The sequence below is a fragment of the Sphingomonas gellani genome (assembly GCF_900110035.1).
In the GTDB taxonomy this organism is placed as follows: Bacteria; Pseudomonadota; Alphaproteobacteria; order Sphingomonadales; family Sphingomonadaceae; genus Sphingomonas; species Sphingomonas gellani.
In genome coordinates, this window is record NZ_FOCF01000009.1 from 112,817 (window position 1) to 134,183 (window position 21,367).

Annotated in this window: 16 protein-coding genes; 6 read left to right on the forward strand and 10 right to left on the reverse strand. The window is 63.8% G+C overall.

Annotated features, from left to right (window positions below; all coding sequences use genetic code 11):
* Nucleotides 1-11: 11 nt before the first annotated feature.
* The 6 genes from BMX37_RS15705 to BMX37_RS15730 form a co-directional block, all read right to left on the reverse strand.
* Complete coding sequence (locus tag BMX37_RS15705; protein ID WP_170842022.1) at nt 12-665, reverse strand: polysaccharide biosynthesis/export family protein; 654 nt, start codon at nt 663-665, stop codon at nt 12-14.
* A 115-nt stretch (nt 666-780) separates the two neighbouring features.
* Nucleotides 781-1,569, reverse strand: coding sequence for a metallophosphoesterase (locus tag BMX37_RS15710; protein WP_093666725.1), 789 nt, complete (start codon nt 1,567-1,569; stop codon nt 781-783).
* A 56-nt stretch (nt 1,570-1,625) separates the two neighbouring features.
* Nucleotides 1,626-2,894, reverse strand: a complete 1,269-nt coding sequence (locus tag BMX37_RS15715; RefSeq protein ID WP_093666726.1) for a nucleotide sugar dehydrogenase — start codon at nt 2,892-2,894, stop codon at nt 1,626-1,628.
* A 324-nt stretch (nt 2,895-3,218) separates the two neighbouring features.
* Entirely contained in the window at nt 3,219-5,654 is a 2,436-nt protein-coding gene (locus tag BMX37_RS15720; protein ID WP_212611463.1) for a M10 family metallopeptidase C-terminal domain-containing protein, read from the reverse strand.
* Between the two features lie 130 nt (nt 5,655-5,784).
* Nucleotides 5,785-7,422: an FG-GAP-like repeat-containing protein gene (locus tag BMX37_RS15725; protein ID WP_093666728.1), complete on the reverse strand. Its 1,638-nt coding sequence runs from the start codon at nt 7,420-7,422 to the stop codon at nt 5,785-5,787.
* Nucleotides 7,423-7,585: 163 nt separating this feature from the next.
* Entirely contained in the window at nt 7,586-8,287 is a 702-nt protein-coding gene (locus tag BMX37_RS15730) for an FkbM family methyltransferase (protein ID WP_170842023.1), read from the reverse strand.
* Nucleotides 8,288-8,505: 218 nt separating this feature from the next.
* Between BMX37_RS15730 and BMX37_RS18560 the strand changes: the two genes are divergently transcribed.
* Together BMX37_RS18560 and BMX37_RS15735 are read left to right on the forward strand one after the other, a co-directional pair.
* The gene (locus BMX37_RS18560; protein WP_170842024.1) at nt 8,506-10,338 is read left to right on the forward strand and encodes a calcium-binding protein; all 1,833 of its coding nucleotides are present in this window, start codon (nt 8,506-8,508) and stop codon (nt 10,336-10,338) included.
* Nucleotides 10,299-11,309: an FG-GAP repeat domain-containing protein gene (locus BMX37_RS15735; protein WP_170842025.1), complete on the forward strand. Its 1,011-nt coding sequence runs from the start codon at nt 10,299-10,301 to the stop codon at nt 11,307-11,309. Before BMX37_RS18560 ends, BMX37_RS15735 begins: the two co-directional genes overlap by 40 nt.
* 88 nt (nt 11,310-11,397) lie before the next feature.
* Here BMX37_RS15735 and BMX37_RS15740 read toward each other — a convergent pair whose 3' ends face one another.
* The 3 genes from BMX37_RS15740 to BMX37_RS15750 form a co-directional block, all read right to left on the reverse strand.
* On the reverse strand, nt 11,398-12,048 hold the full coding sequence (locus BMX37_RS15740; protein ID WP_093666731.1) for an outer membrane protein: 651 nt from the start codon (nt 12,046-12,048) through the stop codon (nt 11,398-11,400).
* A gap of 127 nt (nt 12,049-12,175) precedes the next feature.
* On the reverse strand, nt 12,176-13,354 hold the full coding sequence (locus tag BMX37_RS15745; protein ID WP_093666732.1) for a hypothetical protein: 1,179 nt from the start codon (nt 13,352-13,354) through the stop codon (nt 12,176-12,178).
* An 82-nt stretch (nt 13,355-13,436) separates the two neighbouring features.
* Nucleotides 13,437-14,555: a glycosyltransferase family 4 protein gene (locus BMX37_RS15750; protein ID WP_170842026.1), complete on the reverse strand. Its 1,119-nt coding sequence runs from the start codon at nt 14,553-14,555 to the stop codon at nt 13,437-13,439.
* Between the two features lie 114 nt (nt 14,556-14,669).
* Between BMX37_RS15750 and BMX37_RS15755 the strand changes: the two genes are divergently transcribed.
* The 4 genes from BMX37_RS15755 (at nt 14,670) to BMX37_RS15770 (ending at nt 19,896) form a co-directional block, all read left to right on the forward strand.
* Complete coding sequence (locus BMX37_RS15755; protein ID WP_093666783.1) at nt 14,670-15,332, forward strand: ABC transporter ATP-binding protein; 663 nt, start codon at nt 14,670-14,672, stop codon at nt 15,330-15,332.
* A 144-nt stretch (nt 15,333-15,476) separates the two neighbouring features.
* A complete protein-coding gene (locus BMX37_RS15760) occupies nt 15,477-16,676 on the forward strand; it encodes a polysaccharide biosynthesis/export family protein (protein WP_244501634.1) in 1,200 nt (399 codons plus the stop codon).
* Between the two features lie 17 nt (nt 16,677-16,693).
* Nucleotides 16,694-17,863, forward strand: a complete 1,170-nt coding sequence (locus tag BMX37_RS15765) for an FkbM family methyltransferase (RefSeq protein WP_093666735.1) — start codon at nt 16,694-16,696, stop codon at nt 17,861-17,863.
* 116 nt (nt 17,864-17,979) lie between these two features.
* On the forward strand, nt 17,980-19,896 hold the full coding sequence (locus tag BMX37_RS15770) for a glycosyltransferase family 9 protein (RefSeq protein WP_170842027.1): 1,917 nt from the start codon (nt 17,980-17,982) through the stop codon (nt 19,894-19,896).
* Here BMX37_RS15770 and rfaE1 read toward each other — a convergent pair.
* The gene (gene rfaE1, locus BMX37_RS15775; RefSeq protein ID WP_093666737.1) at nt 19,893-21,347 is read right to left on the reverse strand and encodes a D-glycero-beta-D-manno-heptose-7-phosphate kinase; all 1,455 of its coding nucleotides are present in this window, start codon (nt 21,345-21,347) and stop codon (nt 19,893-19,895) included. The two genes, BMX37_RS15770 and rfaE1, sit on opposite strands and share 4 nt — an antisense overlap.
* Between the last annotated feature and the right edge of the window lie 20 nt (nt 21,348-21,367).

The following is a 21,367-nucleotide window of genomic DNA, read 5'->3' on the forward strand; positions in this document are numbered from 1 at the left end:
GGACAGAAGCATCAAAGCGCGAGGAAGATGGCGGCGAGCGGTACGGACTGCAGCAGGCCGCGCTGTGCCGACTTCAGGCCCGACCCGTCGACGATGATCGTGTCGCCGGGATAAACGGTCGGATCCTGCTCCTCGCCCCGGCGGATCTTCGTGAGATCGAAGGCCGCGGCGGAGCGCTTGCCGTTGATCATGCGGAAGATGGCCACCCGGTGCGGATTGGCCAGTTCGTCCGGACCGTGGGCGATCGCGATGGCTTGAACGAGTGTAAGCGAATTGTTGGTGATGGCGAACACGCCCGGCTGCTTGACCGATCCGTCGATTGTGACAACCTGGCTGGCGGATTCCTTCAGGGCCACGGTGACGTTGGGGTCGCGCAGGTATTTCTCGTTCAACCGGCGTGCGATCACGGCGGCCAGGTCGGACGTGGTCAGGCCGACGGCATCGACCCGCCCGACCAGCGGCATGGTCAGTCCGCCGCTTTGATCGACCGAATAGTCTTGGCTGAGGTCGGGCGCCCCGAACACCATCACGGTGACCTTGTCGAGGGGCGTCAGCTTGTAACCCTGATCGGCCTTTACCACCTTCGGGCCGTCGGGAGCGCCGAAGTTGCTGACTCCATAAGGAATGCTGCCGCCGCGTCCCGACGCGCAGGCCGAGAGCAGCATGATTGAGCCAACCAACGTCGCCCGGCCAATCAATCCGCTTCTCGTCATCATATTGTCCTGAAACCGTTTCGCGGCTGGAGCCAGCGCTGACATCGAAGTCTACAATTTTCAGCGCCTAGCTGCAACCCGGAGCGTTTCCGGCCGTTGCAAGGAAGCGAACATCCGTCTCCTCGACCACGGCTGCGGTCAGGATGCCGGTGCGGTATGCGCCGGTGTCGATGCCGATGCGATTGGGCCGGTGATCGACCCCGTCGCTGACGGTATGGCCATGAATGACGACACAGCCATGATCATGCCCGTCCGACAGAAAGGGCTGACGGATCCAGCGTAGATCGTGGGGCTGTTGTTCCTCAATAGGGATGCCTGGACGGATGCCGGCATGAACAAGCAGATAGTCGCCAAAGCGGACAGTGTCCCCAAAGCTCTTCAGGAACTCGATATGCGCGGGCGGAATGGCTGCGGCCAGCACCTCGGCGATCCGGTGTTCGTCCATGGCCTTCAGCGGCGCGCTTGAAACGCCATAGCTTTCCGCACAGGCGTCGCCCCCGAAACCGAGCCAGTCATACACCAGCCCGTCCTCGCCATTCAGGACGCGCAAAAAAAACTCTTCGTGATTGCCGAGCAGGAACAGTGCTTTGGCCGGAAAGTCCCGCAGTCCGGATAACCGTTCGATGACGCCGGCCGAATCCGGGCCGCGATCGATCAGGTCGCCGAGGAAGACAAGCACGGCAGTCTCCACCGGTCGCTGACGTATGTCCTCCCGGATGAGGTCCAGCAGCTGATCGAGCAGATCGAGACGGCCGTGAATATCGCCAACGGCATAAAGCCGCTTGCCCACGGGACCGGACGCTTTGCGTTTGGTTGCAATACTTGCCGAAACGCGGCGAAACAGATTCAGGACCACACCAACCTCGAACTCGCGCGGGTCATGACCGCACAGGGACCATGTAGGGCGGCCTGCTACATCGTCCAGATACGCACGCCTGCGGGAGCCGCCACGGCCAAGGCGTTCTTTAGGTCCGCTACCGCGCCATGCTCACTCAGCAACCGGGCGAAGCGATCGAACCCGTCGATCAGCTCGCGATGCGGCACGGCCAGCACGATCAGGTCGTAACGCTCCCCGGCAGGGTCCGGCAGCAGGTCCAGCCCATATTCGTGCCGTGCTTCCTCCGCCGACACGAGCGGGTCGTACACGTCGACCTCGTGGCCAAGGTTGCGCAGGGCGGCGATCAGGTCGACCACCTTGGAATTGCGCAGGTCCGGCACGTCCTGCTTGAACGCGAGGCCGAGCACCAGGACGCGTCCGGCGGGCCGGCCGTGCCAGTCATGGATCGATCGGGCCATCCAGCCGGCCATGCCGTCGTTCATGCCACGCCCGGCCAGGATGATGCGCGGATCGCAGCCGAGCTCGCTGGCCCGGTGCGCCAGGTAGAAGGGGTCGACGCCGATGCAGTGTCCGCCGACCAGGCCGGGTTCGAACCGCAGGAAGTTCCACTTCGTTCCCGCCGCGGCCAGCACGTCCCAGACGGACAGGTCCATCCTGGCGAAGATCTGCGTGATCTCGTTGACAAAGGCGATGTTGATGTCGCGCTGCGCGTTCTCGATTACCTTGGCCGCCTCGGCCGCCTTGATCGATGCGGCGCGGAACACGCCGCCCGTGGTCACCTGACCGTAAAGGTCGGCGATGGCGTCGAGCACCTGCGGCGTCTGGCCGGACACGACCTTGGTGATCCGGTCCACCGTGTGTTCGCGGTCACCCGGATTGATCCGCTCCGGCGAATAGCCGAGAAAGAAGTCCTTGCCGCAGGTCAGTCCGCTGACCCGCTCCAGCTCGGGACCGCACATGTCCTCGGTCACGCCGGGATAGACGGTGCTCTCGTAGACGATGATCGACTGCCGCCCGACCTCCAGCATGCCGGCGACCGTGCGCGTGGCGGCCATGACGATCGACAGGTCGGGCTTGTTGTCGGCATCGACCGGGGTCGGCACCGTGACGATGTAGAAATCGGCCCCGGGGCACGCCGCAGGGTCGGATGTCAGGTGCAAGGTGGACGCGGCAAGCCGCTCCGCGTCGATCTCCCCCGTGCGGTCGTTGCCGCCTTCCAGTTCGGCGATGCGCCCGGTGTCGATATCGAGCCCCCAGGTATCGAACGACTTGGCGAGTGCCACGGCAAGCGGCAACCCGACATAGCCGAGCCCGATGACCACCACCCGCTTGTCCTGCACCATGTGCGGCCCGTCCTTTGTCACAACCCTTGAAAAGCCGCCTCTGTAGCGATCAGTCCCGATGCAACAAGCCGCAACCTGCCGCCGGCATGCTCAACAGATGATAATGTCCTTTATCATCTGCGATTGAATTCCTTGGGGGCAGGGGGCGCCTACCAAACCAAGGACCGGCACTGATCATCGTTCATGGCTGTGACCATCGCCATCGCCTTGTTCAATCAACAGTCCTGTTCATCCAATCCGCTGACTGGTTGTACAAAAGTCACACGGATCTGGCCCAAGCGACAGACAGTGCGCGTTTCGCTGGCCACCAGAGAATTCAGCGGTTTAGCCAAGCCCGTGAATATAAAATGGAAGATCGCCAAAAGCCAGATAACGTCCATCCTGGAAATGTATAACTTCTGTCGACCTATCAACATAGATATTCTCAGAGCCGTTATTAGAAACAAGCTCATATCCAGTTATATATTCCGCCGGCTTGTAACTGACGGATGCACCGGCGTATGGATCGTAAGGAACCAGAAAGTCTATAACCGGATGCAATAAATAATCTGCCACGTTGTGGTCGAGATACAAATTGTCAAAACCGTCTCTGCCTAAGACATATTGATCAGCACCCTTTCCTGCCCAGAGAAGGTCGTCCTGATCAGTGCCGTTGGTAAAAGTGCCGCCTCTCATATAGGCTGGTAGATCGGTGATAGACAGATATTGGCCATCACCAAATCGAACAACGTCTATCCCTTGCGATATAAAGAGGGGGTCACGGCCATTGTCTAGAATGAAGGCGCCGTCAGAACTCCTGCTCAGCCGGTAGTCGCCGACATTGCCTTCCACGTAGACGGTATCGAACGCGCCGGTTGCGGCTATGCTGTGCCATGAAGAGCTGATCTGGCCATGTGTCGCGACATGCACGTCGCCCGCCTGCGCCCCGGCGGACCCGACATAAGCGGGTATGTCCTTCAGCGCGAGATACTGGCCGTTGCGGAACTGCACGATCTCGACACTGGAATCGATAAATAGCTCGGCATTGCCGGCGCGTGCGACGAGGTTGAACCCGGAACGACGGCTGCCATCCGGCTCGGACGTGCCGGTGAACGTCCGACCAGTGTAGTCGGTCGCGTTTCCGTCTACGAACAGGATGTCATCGCCACCCCCGCCGACGAAGATTTCGTAATGGTAGGAAGCGTTACGATACAGCAGATCGTTCTGCGTACCGCCGATTGCAAGCGTGCTTGTTCCCGAAACATAGGCCGAAAGATCGCGCAGCGACAGATATTGACCATCCCGGAAATGAAGCTGGTCGATAGCTTCCCCGACATGGACGATATTGCCCGGGTCACGCCGATTGATTAGCACAAAATCGCCGGTGACCCCGACGGAAGAGTCCCGCTGGTCGCGGCTCAAGGTATAGTCCGATGCCCTGCCATCCACGAACAGCAGGTCAAGAGCGGAGGTTCCGTCGCTGCGGGTTTCGCCGATCGTGCGCGCTGCGATCGTGGTGCCGCCTACCTGCGCCGAGCGCACATAGGCCGTGACGTCGCGATAGGCGAGATACTGCCCGTTGCCGAACTGGACAATTTCCGTGCTGGGATCGATCCATGCGCTGCCGCTGCCATCAGCGACCTGAAGGAGCAGTGCGCCGCCCTTTGCTGTCAGCAGGCTGTAATCGGCAACGCTGCCGCTCAACAGGGCGCGATCGTCGCCGCTATCACCGATATAGGTGTCATCGCCGCTCAGGCCACGCAGCAGGTCGTTTCCGCCATTGCCGTGCAGGATATTGGCGGCTGCGTTGCCGATGATTTGATCGTCGCCAGATCCGCCGTTCGCGTTTTCAATGATGGTGCCGAGTGCAATCGACAGACCGCCATGGAAGCCGTCCACGTCGCTGAAGGAGCCGGGCCGCAGATCAATCTTCTGATTGCTCGATCCTCTGGAGAAATCGAACGTATCAATGCCTTCTGCGTCCCAGATGGAGCGCCAGTTCGGCAAAGCCGTGTAGACATCGTCGCCCAGATGGCTGGTCGTGTTCGCCCCATAGATGCGCTGGGCGGCCGCGATGTCATCAATCAACGGACCGAATGCACCCTCTGCCGATCGCCCTACATCCGAACCGGTGTCGGACGCATTGAAATAGCTCATCAGCGTATATTCGCGGCTATCCTCGAAATAGCTCGCATCCGACTGGTAGGAGAGCGTGACGCCCTCCTTTTCGTCGTAATCGGATGGATGCGACAGGCCGATGGCATGGCCTATCTCGTGTAGCAGCGTTTCATAGCCATAGCTGTTCTGGCCGAGCCGACCGTCCATGTTCTCGAACAATGTCGAGTTCACCCAGACGTCGCCCTGCACGGCGCTGCTTGCCCGATCTCCCGGCAGATAGGCGAAGGCGGTCGCGCCGTTCTCGCCCGTGCTGTAGTCGGCGAACAGGATGGTGGCGTTGTTGGAATAGGCGGCACTGCCGCTGGTGCCGCTGCCTACCCGAACAAAGGTGATGTTGGCCACGCTTGCCCAAGCGGCCAGCGCTCTTTCCGTCGCATCGATCTGGCCAGAGGAGAATTGCTGAAAACCGCCCGTGCCCTCCGGCATCGTTTCCGGCGCGGTGGCACGATAGGCATAGGTGACCGTTGCGCCCTGCCCTGGTGCGTTTGCCCAGCTTAATCCATAGCGGGCGAGCTGGGCCGCGGCCTGCTCGATTGTGTAGGAAGGCTTGCCGCTGACCGATATGCCCGCGCGCTGATCCTCGTTCAACGCTGCCGTCGCCATCATTCTCCCCCTGTGTACGTCCCGCCCCCGGGTGAAAGGATACCCGTCAATCCGGCTGGTGCAACCGGGTGCTGTTGCGGCCCGTTCAAAGGGTCGTCATCACGGACGTATCACTATCCGTGTTGCCCGCTCACACGTGCGGCACCACGCTCCACTCGGTGCTGGGGCCGCTGTTGTAGAGGATGTTTTGGTCGAACCCTTCGCCGTTCGACTGCCAGGTTGAAATCGCGCCGTTGTCGTTGTGCCACAGGATATCGGCAAGCCCATCGCCGTTGAAATCCGCCACGGCTGCGACCTTCCAGCTGGTATTGACCGAACCGAGGGGATTGTTCTGGACGAAACCGGTGCCGGTCGACCGCCACAGCGACAGCTGGCCGTCCGTGTTGTGCCAGATCAGGTCGGCCTTGCCGTCGCCGTCCACATCACCGATGCCGGCGATCTGCCAGCCGGTCGCCACCATGTCGGAAAAGCTGTTCTGGGCGAAGCCGTCATCACCTCTTGCTAGCCAGGTCGACACCGCGCCATTGTCGTTGCGCCAGACGATGTCGGTTCTGCCGTCCCCGTTCAGGTCACCGGTCGCCGAGATGCGCCACGACGGGTCAACGCTGGCGTAGAAGCTGTTTTCCGTAAAACCGCTGCCCGTGGAGACCCAGGTGGATACGCCGCCATCGGCATTTCGCCAGATCATCTCGTCACGGCCATCGCCGTTCCAGTCGCCCGTGCCGGCGATCGACCATGAGGGGTCGACCGGCCCGTGGTAATAGCTGCCCTGGTCGAGACCGGTCCCGGTGCTCCTCCAGACAGCCACGGCGCCATTGTCGTTGTGCCAAAGGACGTCGGCACGGCCATCGCCGTCCATATCGAAGGTGGAGGTGGCATGCCAGCCGGCCGCCACGGTCGCAAAGGTTGCCGGTTGCACCGTCGTGCCGTTGCCGGTGACCGTCCAGCTACTGATCGCACCGTCCGCGCGTGTCCACAAGATGTCGGAATGCCCGTCGCCGTCGAAATCCGTCAGGTGTGGGTCGTGATTGATTGCCTGCAGCACCACGCCCTCGTCCGAAGCGACGTTGACCAGCCGACCGACAAGCCCGTTGGGCAGCGTGATCTCACCATCACCCAGGATCAGTCGGTGCCTGTCCAGCACATATCGAAAGCTGCTCGGGTCCGCATCGGTGATCTGGATCCGGTCGCCCACCGACAGATCCATAATGGTGTCGCCCGCCAGCTCGGCCAGGCTGCCATAGAAGGTGTCGAATCCTTCACCCCCGATCAAGGTGTCGGCGCCCAAGCCACCGGCAATCACGTCGTCGCCGGCTCCGCCATCAAGCAGATCGTCGCCGGCGCCGCCATCGATCTGGTCGTCCCCGGCGCCCGCATGAACCGTATCCGGCCCGTCCAGCGTGTAGATGCGGTCGTCGCCATCGCCACCCCGGACGATGTCCGACCCGGACAGGACATGGTCGAAGAACGCCGAATAGTCACCAGCATCAAACCAGCTCGCCAGAAGCTGAGCCGGCAGCTCGATGTCCGAAATGCTGAAAACGAGCTGATCGTCCCGCATCTCGTCGATGCGGGTGATCGTGCCGCCGCTGATCTGGCCGTCGGACATGGTGAAGCCTTCGCCGCTCAGCATGTCCGTGAAGCCGCCGGGATAGGTCAACACCATCTGGTCGGGCGTGACGCTCGCGATCGTCGGTTTCAGCAGGCTGGCAAGTGCCGTTTCCTCCATGTCGAGGACCTGATCGGTCGCGGTGATGATGGTGGCCATGTATTCCTCGACGTGGCGTGGTGCTGAAGGGATCGCCTCCTTTTAAGGCACAGGCGTTAACGACTTGCAGCCACGATGCGCCGCAAAGGCCGGGCGCGGCTGCCCCGGCCTTCTGTCGACAGTCATGATTTGGTAAAGCGGACCCGGCCAGGCCGGTCCGGTGTCAGAACTCGAAGCGGCCCAGGAACAGGTCGGCCTCGTTTGAATTGCACGGCATGTCCAGCGGCGTGGGAAACACTTCGTCCGACACCGCGAACGTGCCTTCGTCCTTGCGGACCATGGTGACTTCGATCACGCCGGGAACGGGGATGCCGCCCACGACCTGCCAACCGCCGAAATTGTTGCCGTGAACGTGCACGACATAGTGCGAGGCCGTGAGGTTGAGGAACGCCTTGCGCACGTTGTTGCCGTCGACGCCGTTAGCCAGATAGCCCAGGTTGTGGATCTCGAACACCATCTGGCGGAACTGCCGCAGCACGCGGTTGGGCGTGCGTTGCAACAGGGGCCACTCACCCCCTTCGATGTCGCACTTCAGGATGAGGTCATGGTTGTTCTCATGGCCATTCTGCCGGATCAGGCTTTCAAGCGTCTCGGTGTTGGTTTCGGCATCAACGGTTCCTCCGATCCATACCGGCTTCCATTGGAACAGCTCGTGATCCTCGGGCAGCTGGGGGATGGTGGGATCGTACTGGAACACCGGAATGCCGCGCGCGGCCATGTCCAGGTCCCAAGACACGTCGTCGTTGATGCCGAGCGAATAAGCAGCCTCGATCCCCTCGAACCGATCCACCATGGCATAGCCGCCATCGAAGAAGCGGCCCACACGCACCTTTTCGGCGCCCGCCAATCGGTGCGGCCTGAGCATGCGTAGCGCTCCTTGCGCCATGAGCGTGGACTGGGGGTTCAGGTCGTGCAGCATCAATGCCCTCAAACTGTTGTGCGCCGTTCTAGAGCGCAATTCCTTAATCGCGCCTAGGCTCGATTTCGGCGGGACGTGAAAACTCCGGTGGCGCCTTGCCATTCACAACGGCAGTTGTCGAACCGGAAGTCTTCGTTATGCTGATCTCGAAACGGGGGGGAGACATGGCGGTTCAGCAACCGGAAGGCGCAATTCGCAGCATCGGCACGGGCACGGTCACCGATCAGATGTTCTCTCCGGACGGAACCCTGATCTACACGACCAGGGGTGGAACGGTGACGGCTTACAGTGTCGCGACCGGTGCGTTCGCGAACAGCTGGACCATCGGCAAGACATTGGGCGGGATCGATGTTTCGCCCGATGGCCGCTATCTGGTCGCGACGGAGCAGCAGAACGGGCCGGCGACAGGATCGGGCTTCAACAGCGCTACCGACTTCTACGTCTATCGCCTCGACCTGACGTCCGGCGTCGCCACGACGTACACATCCCACCTCAGCGGCTATGTCGCCTCTTATGCCGATGTGTCGTTCCTGCCGGATGGCAAGGCGTTGCTGACCCAGAACTATCCCGGTTCGGGCTGGGTGCCGCTGACCACGCTCGATTTCGACAGCGGCATCTTCACCGCCTCGTCGCAGATCTATGCCCAGTCCGGTACGCTGACCGCCTCGCCGGATCGCAGCCACATCCTGTTCAGCCCACGCAACATCTCCGACGCGCCCATCTACGTGTACACGGCGGGCCAGGGCATCACGGCGACGCATGGCGGGTATGCCGATGACATTTACGGTTTCAACAGCGGCGTCCAGGCGATCTCGCCCACCGGCAACCTGATTGCCGAAGGCGTCGGCCTTGCCATCTACGACAGCAACCTTCGCCTGGTCACCAAGCTTGGCGAGCGCTACCCGTTCGCCAGCGGCACGACCGGGCTCGCCTTCAGCCCCGATGGCAGCAAGCTTTATCTGCTCGACCGCGCAGCGCGGGAAGTGTTCGTGCTGAACACGACCAATTGGGACGTTCTGGGCGGCTACCCCGTCGGCGCGGCGCTGGGCGACGGCTATTCGTCCTATGCGGCCAGCTATGGCAACGCGCTCCAGGTCAGCGCGGATGGCAGCCACCTGTCGGTGATCGGCGCGGTATCGGTACAGGTCATCGATCTCGGCAAAGCGGTGTCGGATGCCGGCACCATTGGCGATGACGTCGTCATCGGCGACAGCGCCGACAATGTGCTTTACGGGTTCGAGGGCAACGACACGCTGGACGGCAAGGCGGGTACCGACACCCTGCACGGCGGGTCCGGCGACGACAGCTATTATGTCGACAATCCCGGCGACACCGTCGTGGAGCGTGAGAACGCTGGCAACGATGTCGTGTTCAGCAGCGTCAGCTACAGCATTCCCGGCAACGTCGAAAAGCTGGTCCTGACCGGTACCGATGCCACCTCCGCCTATGGCAACGAGCTGGCCAATGCGCTGATCGGCAATGATTCCGACAATTACCTGTACGGTAGTGGCGGTGACGACGTGCTGACCGGAAATGGCGGCAACGATGTGCTCGATGGCGGTCAGGGCAACGACCGGATGGCCGGGGGCGCCGGGGACGACACGTACCATGTCGAAAGCCCCGCCGATGTTGTGATCGAGATGGCCGGAGCCGGCACGGACACGGTGATGACGGCGCTCGACTACATGTTCGGGGCGAATGTCGAGAACCTGACGCTGCTGGGCAACAATCAGCCGCTGTCTGGCACGGGCAACGCGCTCGACAACGTTATCATCGGCAATGACGGCGACAACCTCATCATCGGCGGTTTGGGATCGGACACGCTGACGGGTGGCTTTGGTCGGGACATTTTCAGGGAACGCGTGCGGAGCTGGCGGGGGACCGGATCACCGACCTGTCGGCAGGCGACCGCATCGCGATCACGGACGCGGACCCGGCAGGCTTTGCGTACACGCGGGTGGGCAACACGCTCAGCCTGGGCGACGGACAGGCGGTGACGCTGGACGGTTTCACCGGCCGGCTGGTGCTGGAAAAGGCGGCCGGGGGCGTGGTGCTGGGCGTGGCGGCGCATGACGGGCAGCTCGGCGACCTGAACGGGGACGGTCGCTCGGACATTCTGTGGGGCAAGGCGGGCGCGGTGAGCAGCTGGACGGTGGACGGCCAGGGCGTGCACCGGAACAGCTTCTTTGCCGGGGTGGACCCGAGCTGGCACGTGGTGGAAACGCTGGACGCCAACGGCGACGGGCGTTCGGATATCCTGTGGCGTCAGGACAGCGGCGCGGTGGCTGTGTGGACTGCCGAGGGGAGCGGGTTCGCGCAGGGCAGCTATTATCATGGTCCCGTCGGTACCGACTGGAGGATCGCGGCGACGGGCGACATCAACGGCGATGGCAAGGACGACCTGCTCTGGCGCAGGACGGACGGGGCGATCTCGACCTGGACGGCGACCGGTACGGGCTTTGCGGAGAACAGCTATTATCACGGACCCGTGGGCGCTGCCTGGTCGGTTGTGGGCATGGGCGACCTGAACGGCGACGGACGGGACGACATCGTGTGGCGCAACACGGACGGCACGGTGTCGACCTGGATCGCGAGCGGGACGGGCTTTGCGGAAAACCGCTTCACGGCCGGGGTGGGCACGTCCTGGCATGTCGCGGGGATCGCGGACGTGAACGGCGACGGGCTGGACGATCTGGTCTGGCGCAACGACAATGGCGCGCTCTCGACCTGGCAGTCGACGGGCCAGGGCTTCACCCGGGGCGTATTCAACGCGTCGGTGGATGCAAGCTGGCAGGTGGCGCAGCTGGGCGACTTCAACGATGACGGTCGTGCCGACATCCTGTGGCACAATGCCAGCGGCGCGATCTCGGTGTGGCAGTCCAACGGCCAAGGCTTCGACCAGAACACCCTCTACGATGCCGGGCCAGCCACCGACTGGCAGGTCCTCGCCCACCAGTACATGGTCTGACGTAGAAGGCGGCTTGGCTGGCCGACCTACCGGCAATTGGAGGAATGACCGGCGTAGATGGCGCCGCAGCCATCGACGCCGGTCATGATTACTTGAAGCGAATGCCGATGCCGCCCATCACCCGCTGGCGCGAGGTGTGATCGTTGTAATTGGAATACACATACTGTGCATTGACATAGAGACCCGAGAGCGGGCCCTGGAAACGGTCGGCCATGGAGAATTCGACGCCACCGCCGACCTGATAACCGTCGCTGTTAACATGATTGTAGTAGCTGCTCTGGCCAGCCGGCGCGTCGAAGCGCTTCCGCTGCTCGTTGGACACATAGCCGCCCTTGCCGAACACCAGCATCTGCGGTGTGACCAGCACGCCGGCGCGCACGCCGATGCCCAGTTCACCAAATGACTTGTGGCAGACGGAACCGCCAGCGACGCCGCCGGTGCAGTTCTCGGTCCATTCACTCGCTCGCCACAGGCTCGCTTCGGGGCCGACCACGATACGGTCACCGATCTGCCCGTCGAAACCGATGGTTGCGCCATAGCCGAACTTGTCGTTGTGCACGCCCTGCGACTGAAAACGATCACCGCCAAAGTTCCCTTCGACACGGAAGCCACGGAACGTGGTGCCATTGGTGCTGACCATGTCGCCATTCTGCGACGCGGCCATGGACGCATCCTGAGCCAAGGCCGGAGACGCCGCCATCAGGCCGGTCGTGGCGCACAGAAGCAGAAGTTTCTTCATGGTATTCCTCGTTTTCACTCAACAACTGTCGCAGGCGCAACGAGACTGGTCCCGCTGCGTTCCTGTGTTGGTGAAACAATAGATGCGTCTGTGACATGCAAGCCACAGGCGCGTTCGACGCTATTGGCTATCGGATCAGGGCCGCGCGCTGCGTGATCAGGCCAAAGGGGACAACCCCTCCCTCCCCAGCCATGACGCGATGTTGGGCCAATGCCGGCTTCATACGGGCCACCTGGTGCCCGCGCGAGATCAGCGCCACGGCGACGCGCTCCAAACCGTTGCGATCGAACGTCACTGTCGGAATGGTCGAAGAAGCGGGATGATACCCCATCATATGCACGGCCAGCCCGCCCGGCCGCAGACATTCCATTGTTTGTTCAAGGAACAAGGCGGCCGTGCGGCCATCACCCAGCCCGTCCGTGACCCGGATCGAGAGCAGGAAATCGAACCCGTACAACTCCCCCGGCAAGGTGGCGGGATCGATCGTGAAGCCGTCGGCGGGTTCTCCTTGTGAGGATGTGTCCCGCAAGGAAAGCCGATGGCAGGAGGCACCCGCTGCTTCCAGCGCCCGGCGGACAACCGCATGATCCTGTCCCAGCATCAGGCCGCGCGCACCCGGTTGCATCATGCCATAGCGGTCCAGCGCCTGAACGGCATAGGCTCTTTGCCAGTCTTCCGGGGTGTCGGTTGGCAGACCGAGTGACCGGCACCGATCGCGAAACGTCGTTTCGCGCATCTGCTTGGCAGTGCAGGGCTGCGACACCGGTTGGGCGAAGGACGGTGCATCGAGCGACAGCAGCAGCGGCACCGGCACCGGCTTCACTGTTGCGCTGCCGAAGATCGTTGATCGTGCCTCGGCCACATCGCCCGTGATGGCCAGATCCTCCGCAGTTGCGGGCCGGTCGAGGATGATGGACAAGCCCTCTGCGTGGGCGTCGAGCTGGTCGGGAACCACGCCCATCAGGGCATAGCGCGCGCCCCGAAACGCCTCGAACCGCAGCTGGGTTTCGCCGCCATGGTGAGCCAGCCAGTTCAGCTGGACGCGGTGGCTGGTCACCAGCTGAGCGGTTGCGCCGGGTTCGTCGGGCAGCATGTGGACACGTAACACCAGCGACCCACGCCGAGCCTGCAGGTTCGCAAACCGGACAAGGAAATGGGCATGGCCGCGCGCTACGGGCACATAGGGCGTGTGAAAGGCGTAGCTGGGATCGGGTAGTGGCACGGAGCCGCCGAGTCCGGCGATGCAGCTGGCCGGGTGGCCGTGGAACTCGAACGGATCTAGCGACTGGCCGGACGGCTCGTCCATGCTGCTTCCAATAACAAGAGGCGGCTGTCAGGAAGCTCGCCGGATACGAACGAACGGCCTGTGCGCATCCATGGGTGACGCGTCAACCTCGGCCATTCAGGCTGCCGTAAACAGCGGCCAGCCGGTCGGCGAACGAGGCCGCATCGAACAAGTGTGCCCGGGTTCGGCCGGCCGCGGCAAGCGTGTGGCATCGCGCATCGTCGTGTGCCAGTTCGGCAATGGCGGCCGCGATGGCGGCGACGTCCAGCGGATCGACCAGCAGTGCGGCCTTGCCCGCAGTTTCCGCTAGCGCCCCCCCCGCACTGGTTAACACCGGCGTGCTGAGGGCCATCGCCTCCGCCACGGGCAGGCCGAACCCTTCGGCCAGCGACGGCATCAGCAGCGCCCTTGCCCGCGCCAGCAGTCCTAGCATCGCGGCGCGGCTTTGATAATGCAGCCGCGTGACGCCCGGCGCTTGAGCGATGGCAACCGCGACATCCTGCGCGTGCCAACCGTCCGGACCGGCGATCACAAGTGGCATCGTACTTTTGCTTCTGCGGTAGGCGGCAACGATCCGCCCGACATTCTTACGCGGCTCCACCGTGCCGCAGACCAGGAAATAGCGTCCGGCTTCAAGCCCTGGCGGCAGTGGCGGCAAGGCGTCGATGCTTTCGACCGCGACCGGCTGCGAACAGTCGACCACTCTTTCTGGCGACAGGTCCAGCGTAGTGGCGATCTCCCCCGCCGCGGCGCGGGATACGGTAACCAGCCGGTCGGCGCATTGGGCGATCTGATGCAGCAGGCGCCGGTGGCGAACGGCATCGATCGGGCTGAGTTCGGGATGGGTGAGCGGGATCACGTCATGCACGGTGTACAGGTTCCGCCATCCGGTCACGCGCAGCGGCACGGGATAGGACCAATGCATGATTCCCGCCGGTCCGGGGACGTGAACGGGCATCAGGCGGCCGTGCAGTGTGAAAAAGGCCTGGCCGAGCCGGAACAGGTCCTGGCGAACGAAGCCGTCCGCACCGGCGTGCGCCCGGGCGCCCGCCGGCACGACCGAACGCAGCGATCGGCGCCAGCGGTCCAGGCGCGATTGCGAACTGTCGGGCGCGCTCGCCCGCCCGCCGCTCAGCAGCAGCGCATTGTTCGACAGGCTTTGCTGCGCGACCCGCAGCGCACGGGCATAGGTGGCGACACCCGTGGCCGATGCCACCAGCATTCGGTTTTCCATGCACAGGGGATCGTTGCCGGGAAACCGCATCATACGCTAAAGCGCGCAAGAGCCGGGACATGTCCCGGAAACAGGATGGCCGATGGCTGCCGGGAGCATGTGGTGATCGTCTTCGAGAACGTGTCCAAGTCATACCACATTCAGAAATTCCATAAGCAGGTGTTCTCCGACCTAAATTTCACGATCACGCAGGGCGACAGTATCGGCATCTGCGGTGCCAACGGTGCGGGAAAATCCACACTGATGCGGATGATTGCCGGGGTGGAGTTTCCGACCACCGGCAATGTGCGCCGATCCATGACGACCTCCTGGCCCATCGGATACGGTAGCTGTTTCCAGTCAAGCCTGACCGGCGCCGACAATGCTCGTTTCATTGCCCGCATCTACAATCAGGACGAGCAGCACGTCATTGACTATGTCGAGGATTTTGCCCAGCTCGGCCCGTACCTCTACCAGCCGGTGGAAACCTATTCTGCGGGTATGAACGCCCGGCTGGCATTCGGCATTTCGCTGGCGATCAATTTCGACTGCTACTTGGTCGACGAAGTCACGGGCGCGGGCGACGAACGGTTCCGCATGCGTTGCGAAGAGGCGCTGATCCACCGGCGCGATCACGCAACGCTTATCATGGTCAGTCACGATCCGGGAACTCTGCGCCAATATTGCCGGCGCGGTGCCGTGGTCTACGGTGGCACCCTGGTCTTCTACGATGATATCGAGGAGGCCAACGACGTCCATCACCGGCTTCAGACGCTGGCCGCCTGACGGCTCCTGCCGACCGCGTGACCCGAAGCCTAAGCGGGGTCCGCTTGAGTGAAAGGTCGGGGCGCGATAGGAGCTTGGCGCCGCTGCTTCCCTGCACCCTGGCCGGGCGATGGCTGTGGCGCGGCTCCACGGGATTGAGAGTGCATGTTTTTCGGCCAACATCAACGTCGTGCGCGGTTTGGCACAGCCTTGTCGGGTATGGTGCTGCTGGCTGGCTGTGCGTCTCTGCCGGCTAGCGGGCCGACCGCGAAGGAAGTGCTGCGCGGAACCGAGGCGGATCACAACGCGATCGGCATGACGGTGGTCGACATTGACAACGCCGTTGTCGCCCGTGTCGCCGCTACCGATGCGGGCGTGCAGGCGGGCGTACCCGGCCTTGTCACCCTGACACGTTCCGGCCGCAATGACACGGTGGGTCCCGGCGACCAGCTGGACATCGCGGTATTCGAGGTGGGCGCATCGTTGTTTGGCGCTCCGCGCGGTTCTGCCGACGGGTACGACCCGTCTGCTCAGGCGCAGCGTTTCCCCACGGTGGTGGTAGATCGCGACGGTGCTATCCGCCTCCCCTATGCGGGCACGATTCACGTCGCCGGTCGGACACCGGGTGAAATCGAACAGCTGATCGAGCGTGGCTATCGCGGTAAGTCGCAAAGCCCGCAGGTCGTGGTGGCGGTAAAGAACAATCTCAGCGGCACGGTATACGTCACCGGGGACGTGCGCCGGCCGGGTCGGGTCGAGCTCAGCCTCCAGAGCGAGCGGCTGCTGGATGCGATCGGCATCGCAGGCGGCAGCGTGGCGCAGACGCAGGACATGGTGGTGCGCGTCACCCGCGACGGACAGCAGGTGCAGCAGCGGCTGGACCGGGTCCGCGCCGCCTCTCCCGACGATCTGGTCCTGATACCGGGCGACCGTGTGGAACTGCTCCGGCAGCCTCAAACCTATGTGGTACTGGGCGCCGCCAACAAGCCGTCACAGGTATCCTTTGATCAGAGCAACCTGACGCTGGCTGAGGCGGTGGCCCGTGCAGGCGGTCCCAACGACGCGGCCGCCAATCCCCGTTCGGTGTTCCTGTTCCGCTACGATCCGGCGCCGGAGGCGCAAGTTGTTCCGGGGACGGGCGCCCCTCCTGCCCTATCGAAATCCCCCTTGGCTCAGCGGCCCGTCATCTACCGGCTGAACCTGCTTGAACCGTCCAGCTACTTCCTCGCCCAGCGCTTCGCCATGCGCGACAAGGACGTGCTCTACGTCAGCAACGCCGGCATCAACCGGACGGCCAAGTTCGTGTCTATCATCAACCAGCTCTTTTCGCCCTTTGTCGCCGCGCGCGCGGTGACGGGCAACTGACGCGGGAAGGCAGGCGCATGATCGACGACACGCTGGTCCAGCCGATCCACCGTGACGGGCGCGAACTGTGGCGGACAGTGGCGGGGCGGCATGGGCATGCCGTCTACGGCCCTTACCGGTCGACGACCCACGGTGTGTATCAGGTCACGTTCGAGCTGGCCTTGGCGGAGGGCGACGGATCGGACGATGTTGCGTGCGCCACGATTGAGATCACCGGCGACCATGGTAAGGTTCTGTTGGCCGACCGCCCGATCCGCACGTCCGACCTGTCAACCGGGCTGCGGCGCTTCACCCTGATGGCGGTGCTGCGGCAGATTCACCAGCTGGAGTTCCGGATCTACGTCAACGGCGCAACGGAGCTGGTGGTGGATGCCGCCCCGGTGCTGACCCGCGTGTCCGGCGTTCTTGATGAACCGCCTCATGACAATCTGGGCGAGGCAGGCCGCAATCCGGAGCGGTTCGCCCGTGACACGCGCCGCATCCTGCGCCGACTGCGCCCCCACGTGCTGACCGGCATCGGCAAGGTGCGGCTCGGCAGGTCGGCCGATGGCGGCTATATCTGCCCCGACGATTTTGAAGGGCTCGATACCGCCTTTTCCTTCGGCATCAACGACGACATCAGCTGGGACCGGGACGTCGCCGGACGCGGGCTGACCGTCCATCAGTTCGACCACACCGTGACCGATCCGGCGCCCGACGATCCGCGCATGGTGTTTCAGGCCAAGCGGATCGACCGTGTTTCCGGTCCTGATACCCAGTCTCTCGGCGACCTGATCCGGCAACATGACAAGGGGGCGGAGCGCCCCAACCTGCTGCTCAAGATGGATATCGAGAACAGCGAGTGGGAAGTGTTCGATGCCACGTCGGAGGAGGATCTGTCCCGGCTCGCTTGGATCGTATGCGAACTGCATTATTTCCAAGGGCTGGCGGAACGCGATCATCGCGAACTGGTCGATCGCTGTCTGGAAAAAGTCGGCCGGCATTTCACAGTCGTCCATGTGCACAGTAATGTGTGGGGCGGTTATTCCAGCTTTGCGAACACCGTGGTGCCCAACGTAATCGAGGTCACGTTCGTCAATCGAGCGCTGTATGACGTGATCTGGACTCATGAGCTCTTTCCAGGACCTGTCGACCAGTCGTGCGATCCCGATCAGCCCGACTTCTACCTGGGTAGCTTCGCCTTTTGATGCGGGAGGGGGGCCGCACGGGCGGGCCGGTAGCCCAGCTGGTACGCAGCCTTCACCGTGTCGTCCGATTGCCCCGTTCGCGTGAGGTGGCCCGGCTGCTCGCCCAAGCCGATGACATGCGCGATGCGGGCCGGCACAGTGAGGCGGCCGGCCTCTACGAAGCCGCGCTTGCGCTCGCACCCGGCAAGGTAGGCGTGCACGTCCAGGCAGGCCACATGTTCAAGGAAGCGAGTGACTTCGGCGCGGCCGCACGACATTATGCGGAAGCCGAGCGGCTGGCCCCCGGCGATGCCGATCTCCAGCTTCAGCTCGGCCATTTTAACAAAAGGGTCGACCGGCTCGCTCAGGCCCGCGCGCACTATGCACGGGCGGTCAAGCTCGCGCCCGGCTGGCCGGAACCGCAGCGCGAGCTTGCCGAGCTGACGAAGCGGGAGGCGGCGCTTGACCTGTCGGACGAATGGACCGGCGACGTGCCCGTACCCGAACTGCTCCCCGGCCCGATCGAGCCGCAGTCGACAGGGCCGCTCGATGCCATACGCCTTCGTCGTTTGGGCGGACGGCGAGCCCGGACGGCTAAGGGCATGGTTCCGTTGTTGTCGGGGGTGGAAGCGATCCACGGCACCTGCTTCTGCGACCGGCCGCTTGTCGAGGCGACGGTGATGATCGACGAGCAGGTGATCGCCCGCGAGCCGATGGAGATGGTCCCCACCGCCGACCCCGCGGTGATGAAGGCGGTATTCAACCTGTGGGTGGACCTGTCCGCGATACCGGCGGGGCTGCATCGTCTAGACCTGGTGCTGGCCGATGCCGATGGATGGACACGCCGACATGTCGAGCGGATTGCGGTTGCCGCACCGGTCCCTGCGGGCGACACCGCGCCGTTCGACAGCGATGGCCGGGTGACGCTGTCGCCGGGCAACGGTTGTTCGGTGGAACAGCAGGTTCGTGCCCTGCCCAGCGTGGTGCGCTCCGTCCACCGGGTGCTGATGCCCGCACCGGCCGCCATTCTGGTGCTGCGCACGGACCAGCTGGGCGACATGGTGGTGTCTGTCCCGGCACTGCAAAGGCTGAGGGCGTTGTTCCCGGCCGCGCAGATTGTCGGGCTGGTTACCGGCGCCAACGCCGACCTTGCCCGCAGCCTCGGCCTGTTCGACGAGGTGCTGGTCGCCGACTTTCCCGACGATCCCGACCGCCGGCGTCGTATCATGACCGCCGACGCGCAGAAGGCGCTGGCGGCACGCCTCGCCGCCTACCGGTTCGACGTGGCAATCGATCTGGCGACCAGCGACGTTTCGCGCCCGTTGTTGCAGCTGACGGGCGCACGGCTGACCTTCGGCTTCGACCATGGGAACAGCCCCTGGCTCGACGGGGGGATTTCTGGCAGCGTTCGCGATCCGCGTGGGGATGGCGATGCGGCCCCGCAGTCGGGTCGTGTGCTGGCGCTGGTGGAGCGGCTGGGCACCTTGTGTGCGACCGGCGCCCATATCGTGCGGCGTTCCGAGCTTGGGCGTGACCATCTGGCGACGCTCGGCCTCGGCCCCGACGAGCCGTTCGTCGTGCTGCACACAGGCGCGCGCGTCGTGTTCAGCCGATGGCCCGGTTTCCCCGAACTCGCCCGTGCGTGGCTGGACCGTCATCCCGGCAAGGTCGTGCTGCTGGCCGAAGGCACGGATGTGGCCGGGACCCTGCCAGCGGAGCTTCACGCGGAAAACCGGCTGATCGTGATCGATCGCCGGCTGGCATTCGACCAGCTCGACGCGCTGCTTTCCTTCGCGCAGCTGTTTGTGGGTAATGACTCCGGGCCCAAGCACTTGGCGGCGTTGCGCGGCACTCCGGTGGTTTCGATTCATTGCGCACGTATCGGCTGGGCGGAGTGGAGCCAGGAACAGACGGGTGTCGTAATCAGCCGGAGGGTGCCCTGTGCCGGCTGTGCGCTGTTCCACGATGCCGATGAGTGCGGCAAGGGCATCGCCTGTGTGACGGATATCGGCTGGGCCGAGGTGCTGGCCGCAGCCGAGGCGGCGATCGCCTAGCTTCGGTTGGCGACCGCCACCAGGCGGCTGGTGGAATGTCCCGCCTCCAGCCGGGCAAGCATCACCCGGCCTCCGCGTGCGCGAACGACGTCGCCGCCCACCACCTGGTCTTCCGTGTAGTCCGCACCTTTCACAATGACGTCGGGCTTCAGGGCAGTGATAAGTTCCAGCGGCGTGTCCTGGTCGAACAGGGTCACGGCCGATACGCCGCGAATGGCGCCCATGACCAACGCACGCGCGCCCTCGTCCTGTACCGGCCGCGACGGGCCCTTCAGTCGCCGGACGGAGGCGTCGGAGTTGAGCGCCACGACCAGCCTGTCGCAGCAGGCGGCCGCCTGCCGCAGCAGCGACACATGGCCGGGATGCAGCAGGTCGAAACAGCCATTGGCGAAGCCGACCACCAGCTTTTCCCTTGCCCAGGCCCAGCGCTGAGCCACCAAGTCGTTCCAGTCCAGCAACCGGCCGTCATTAACCGATGGCGAGGCATTCTCCGCCGCCAGCGAAGCCGCGAGCTCGTCTCGCGTGACGCAGGCGGTACCCAGTTTGGACACGACGATCCCGGCGGCATGATTGGCCATGCGGATGGCATCCGCGAGCGGTATGTCCGCGGCAACAGCCGCGGCGACGACCGCGATCACCGTATCACCTGCGCCCGATACGTCGAACACATCCTGTGCCACCGTGGGCAGGTGAAGGGGCGCGCCGTCGAGCGGGAACAGCGACATGCCCTTTTCCGACCGGGTCAGCAGGATGGCCGCACCGCATGCCTCCTGCGCGCGTTCGGCTGCGATCCGGGCCTCGGCATCGGTTTCGCAGGGCAGCCGGGTCGCTTCGAACAGTTCCTTGCGATTAGGCGTGATGATGGACGCCCCGCGATAGGCGGAGAAATCGGTGCGCTTGGGATCTATCAGCACAGTCTTCCACCGCAGCCTGGCATGGGCCAGTACTGCAGACAGCACCGCGTCGGAGCAGACCCCTTTGCCATAGTCGGAGATCACCACGACGTCGCACGCGTCGATGGCTGTGCGGGCCGCGGCGATGATCGCGGCCTCGTGCTCGGCTGCGAGGAGGTCGGTGTCCTCCTGGTCCACCCGCACGATCTGCTGGTGTGCGCCGATGATACGAAGTTTCTTGATCGTCCGCCGGCCGGGTATGGTGACGATACTGGAACAGTCGATATCGCCGCCGGTCGCCAGCAGCGTGACCAGTTCCTGGCGCGCATCGTCATCGCCGACCACGCCCACCACGTTGACCTGAAGTCCTAGTGCGGCAAGGTTGGTTGCCACGTTGGCGGTACCCCCCGCAACCGATCGTTGCCCGCTCACCTGCAGCACCGGGACCGGTGCCTCGGGTGAGATGCGCCGGACATCGCCGGAAATATAGCAATCGAGCATCAGGTCGCCGATCAGGGCGACACGCCGATGCGTCAGGCGATCGAGATAATGCTCCATGAAAAGCCTCAGTATCGCTG

Bases quoted from the DNA above. Each gene is read 5' to 3' on its own strand.
- BMX37_RS15705 (WP_170842022.1), bottom strand. From the start codon at position 665: ATGCTGCTCTCGGCCTGCGCGTCGGGACGCGGCGGCAGCATTCCTTAT.
- BMX37_RS15715 (WP_093666726.1), bottom strand. From the start codon at position 2,894: ATGGTGCAGGACAAGCGGGTGGTGGTCATCGGGCTCGGCTATGTCGGG.
- BMX37_RS15720 (WP_212611463.1), bottom strand. From the start codon at position 5,654: ATGGCGACGGCAGCGTTGAACGAGGATCAGCGCGCGGGCATATCGGTC.
- BMX37_RS15725 (WP_093666728.1), bottom strand. From the start codon at position 7,422: ATGGCCACCATCATCACCGCGACCGATCAGGTCCTCGACATGGAGGAA.
- BMX37_RS15730 (WP_170842023.1), bottom strand. From the start codon at position 8,287: ATGCTCAGGCCGCACCGATTGGCGGGCGCCGAAAAGGTGCGTGTGGGC.
- BMX37_RS18560 (WP_170842024.1), top strand. From the start codon at position 8,506: ATGGCGGTTCAGCAACCGGAAGGCGCAATTCGCAGCATCGGCACGGGC.
- BMX37_RS15740 (WP_093666731.1), bottom strand. From the start codon at position 12,048: ATGAAGAAACTTCTGCTTCTGTGCGCCACGACCGGCCTGATGGCGGCG.
- BMX37_RS15745 (WP_093666732.1), bottom strand. From the start codon at position 13,354: ATGGACGAGCCGTCCGGCCAGTCGCTAGATCCGTTCGAGTTCCACGGC.
- BMX37_RS15750 (WP_170842026.1), bottom strand. From the start codon at position 14,555: ATGCTGGTGGCATCGGCCACGGGTGTCGCCACCTATGCCCGTGCGCTG.
- BMX37_RS15760 (WP_244501634.1), top strand. From the start codon at position 15,477: ATGTTTTTCGGCCAACATCAACGTCGTGCGCGGTTTGGCACAGCCTTG.
- BMX37_RS15765 (WP_093666735.1), top strand. From the start codon at position 16,694: ATGATCGACGACACGCTGGTCCAGCCGATCCACCGTGACGGGCGCGAA.
- BMX37_RS15770 (WP_170842027.1), top strand. From the start codon at position 17,980: ATGCGCGATGCGGGCCGGCACAGTGAGGCGGCCGGCCTCTACGAAGCC.
- rfaE1 (WP_093666737.1), bottom strand. From the start codon at position 21,347: ATGGAGCATTATCTCGATCGCCTGACGCATCGGCGTGTCGCCCTGATC.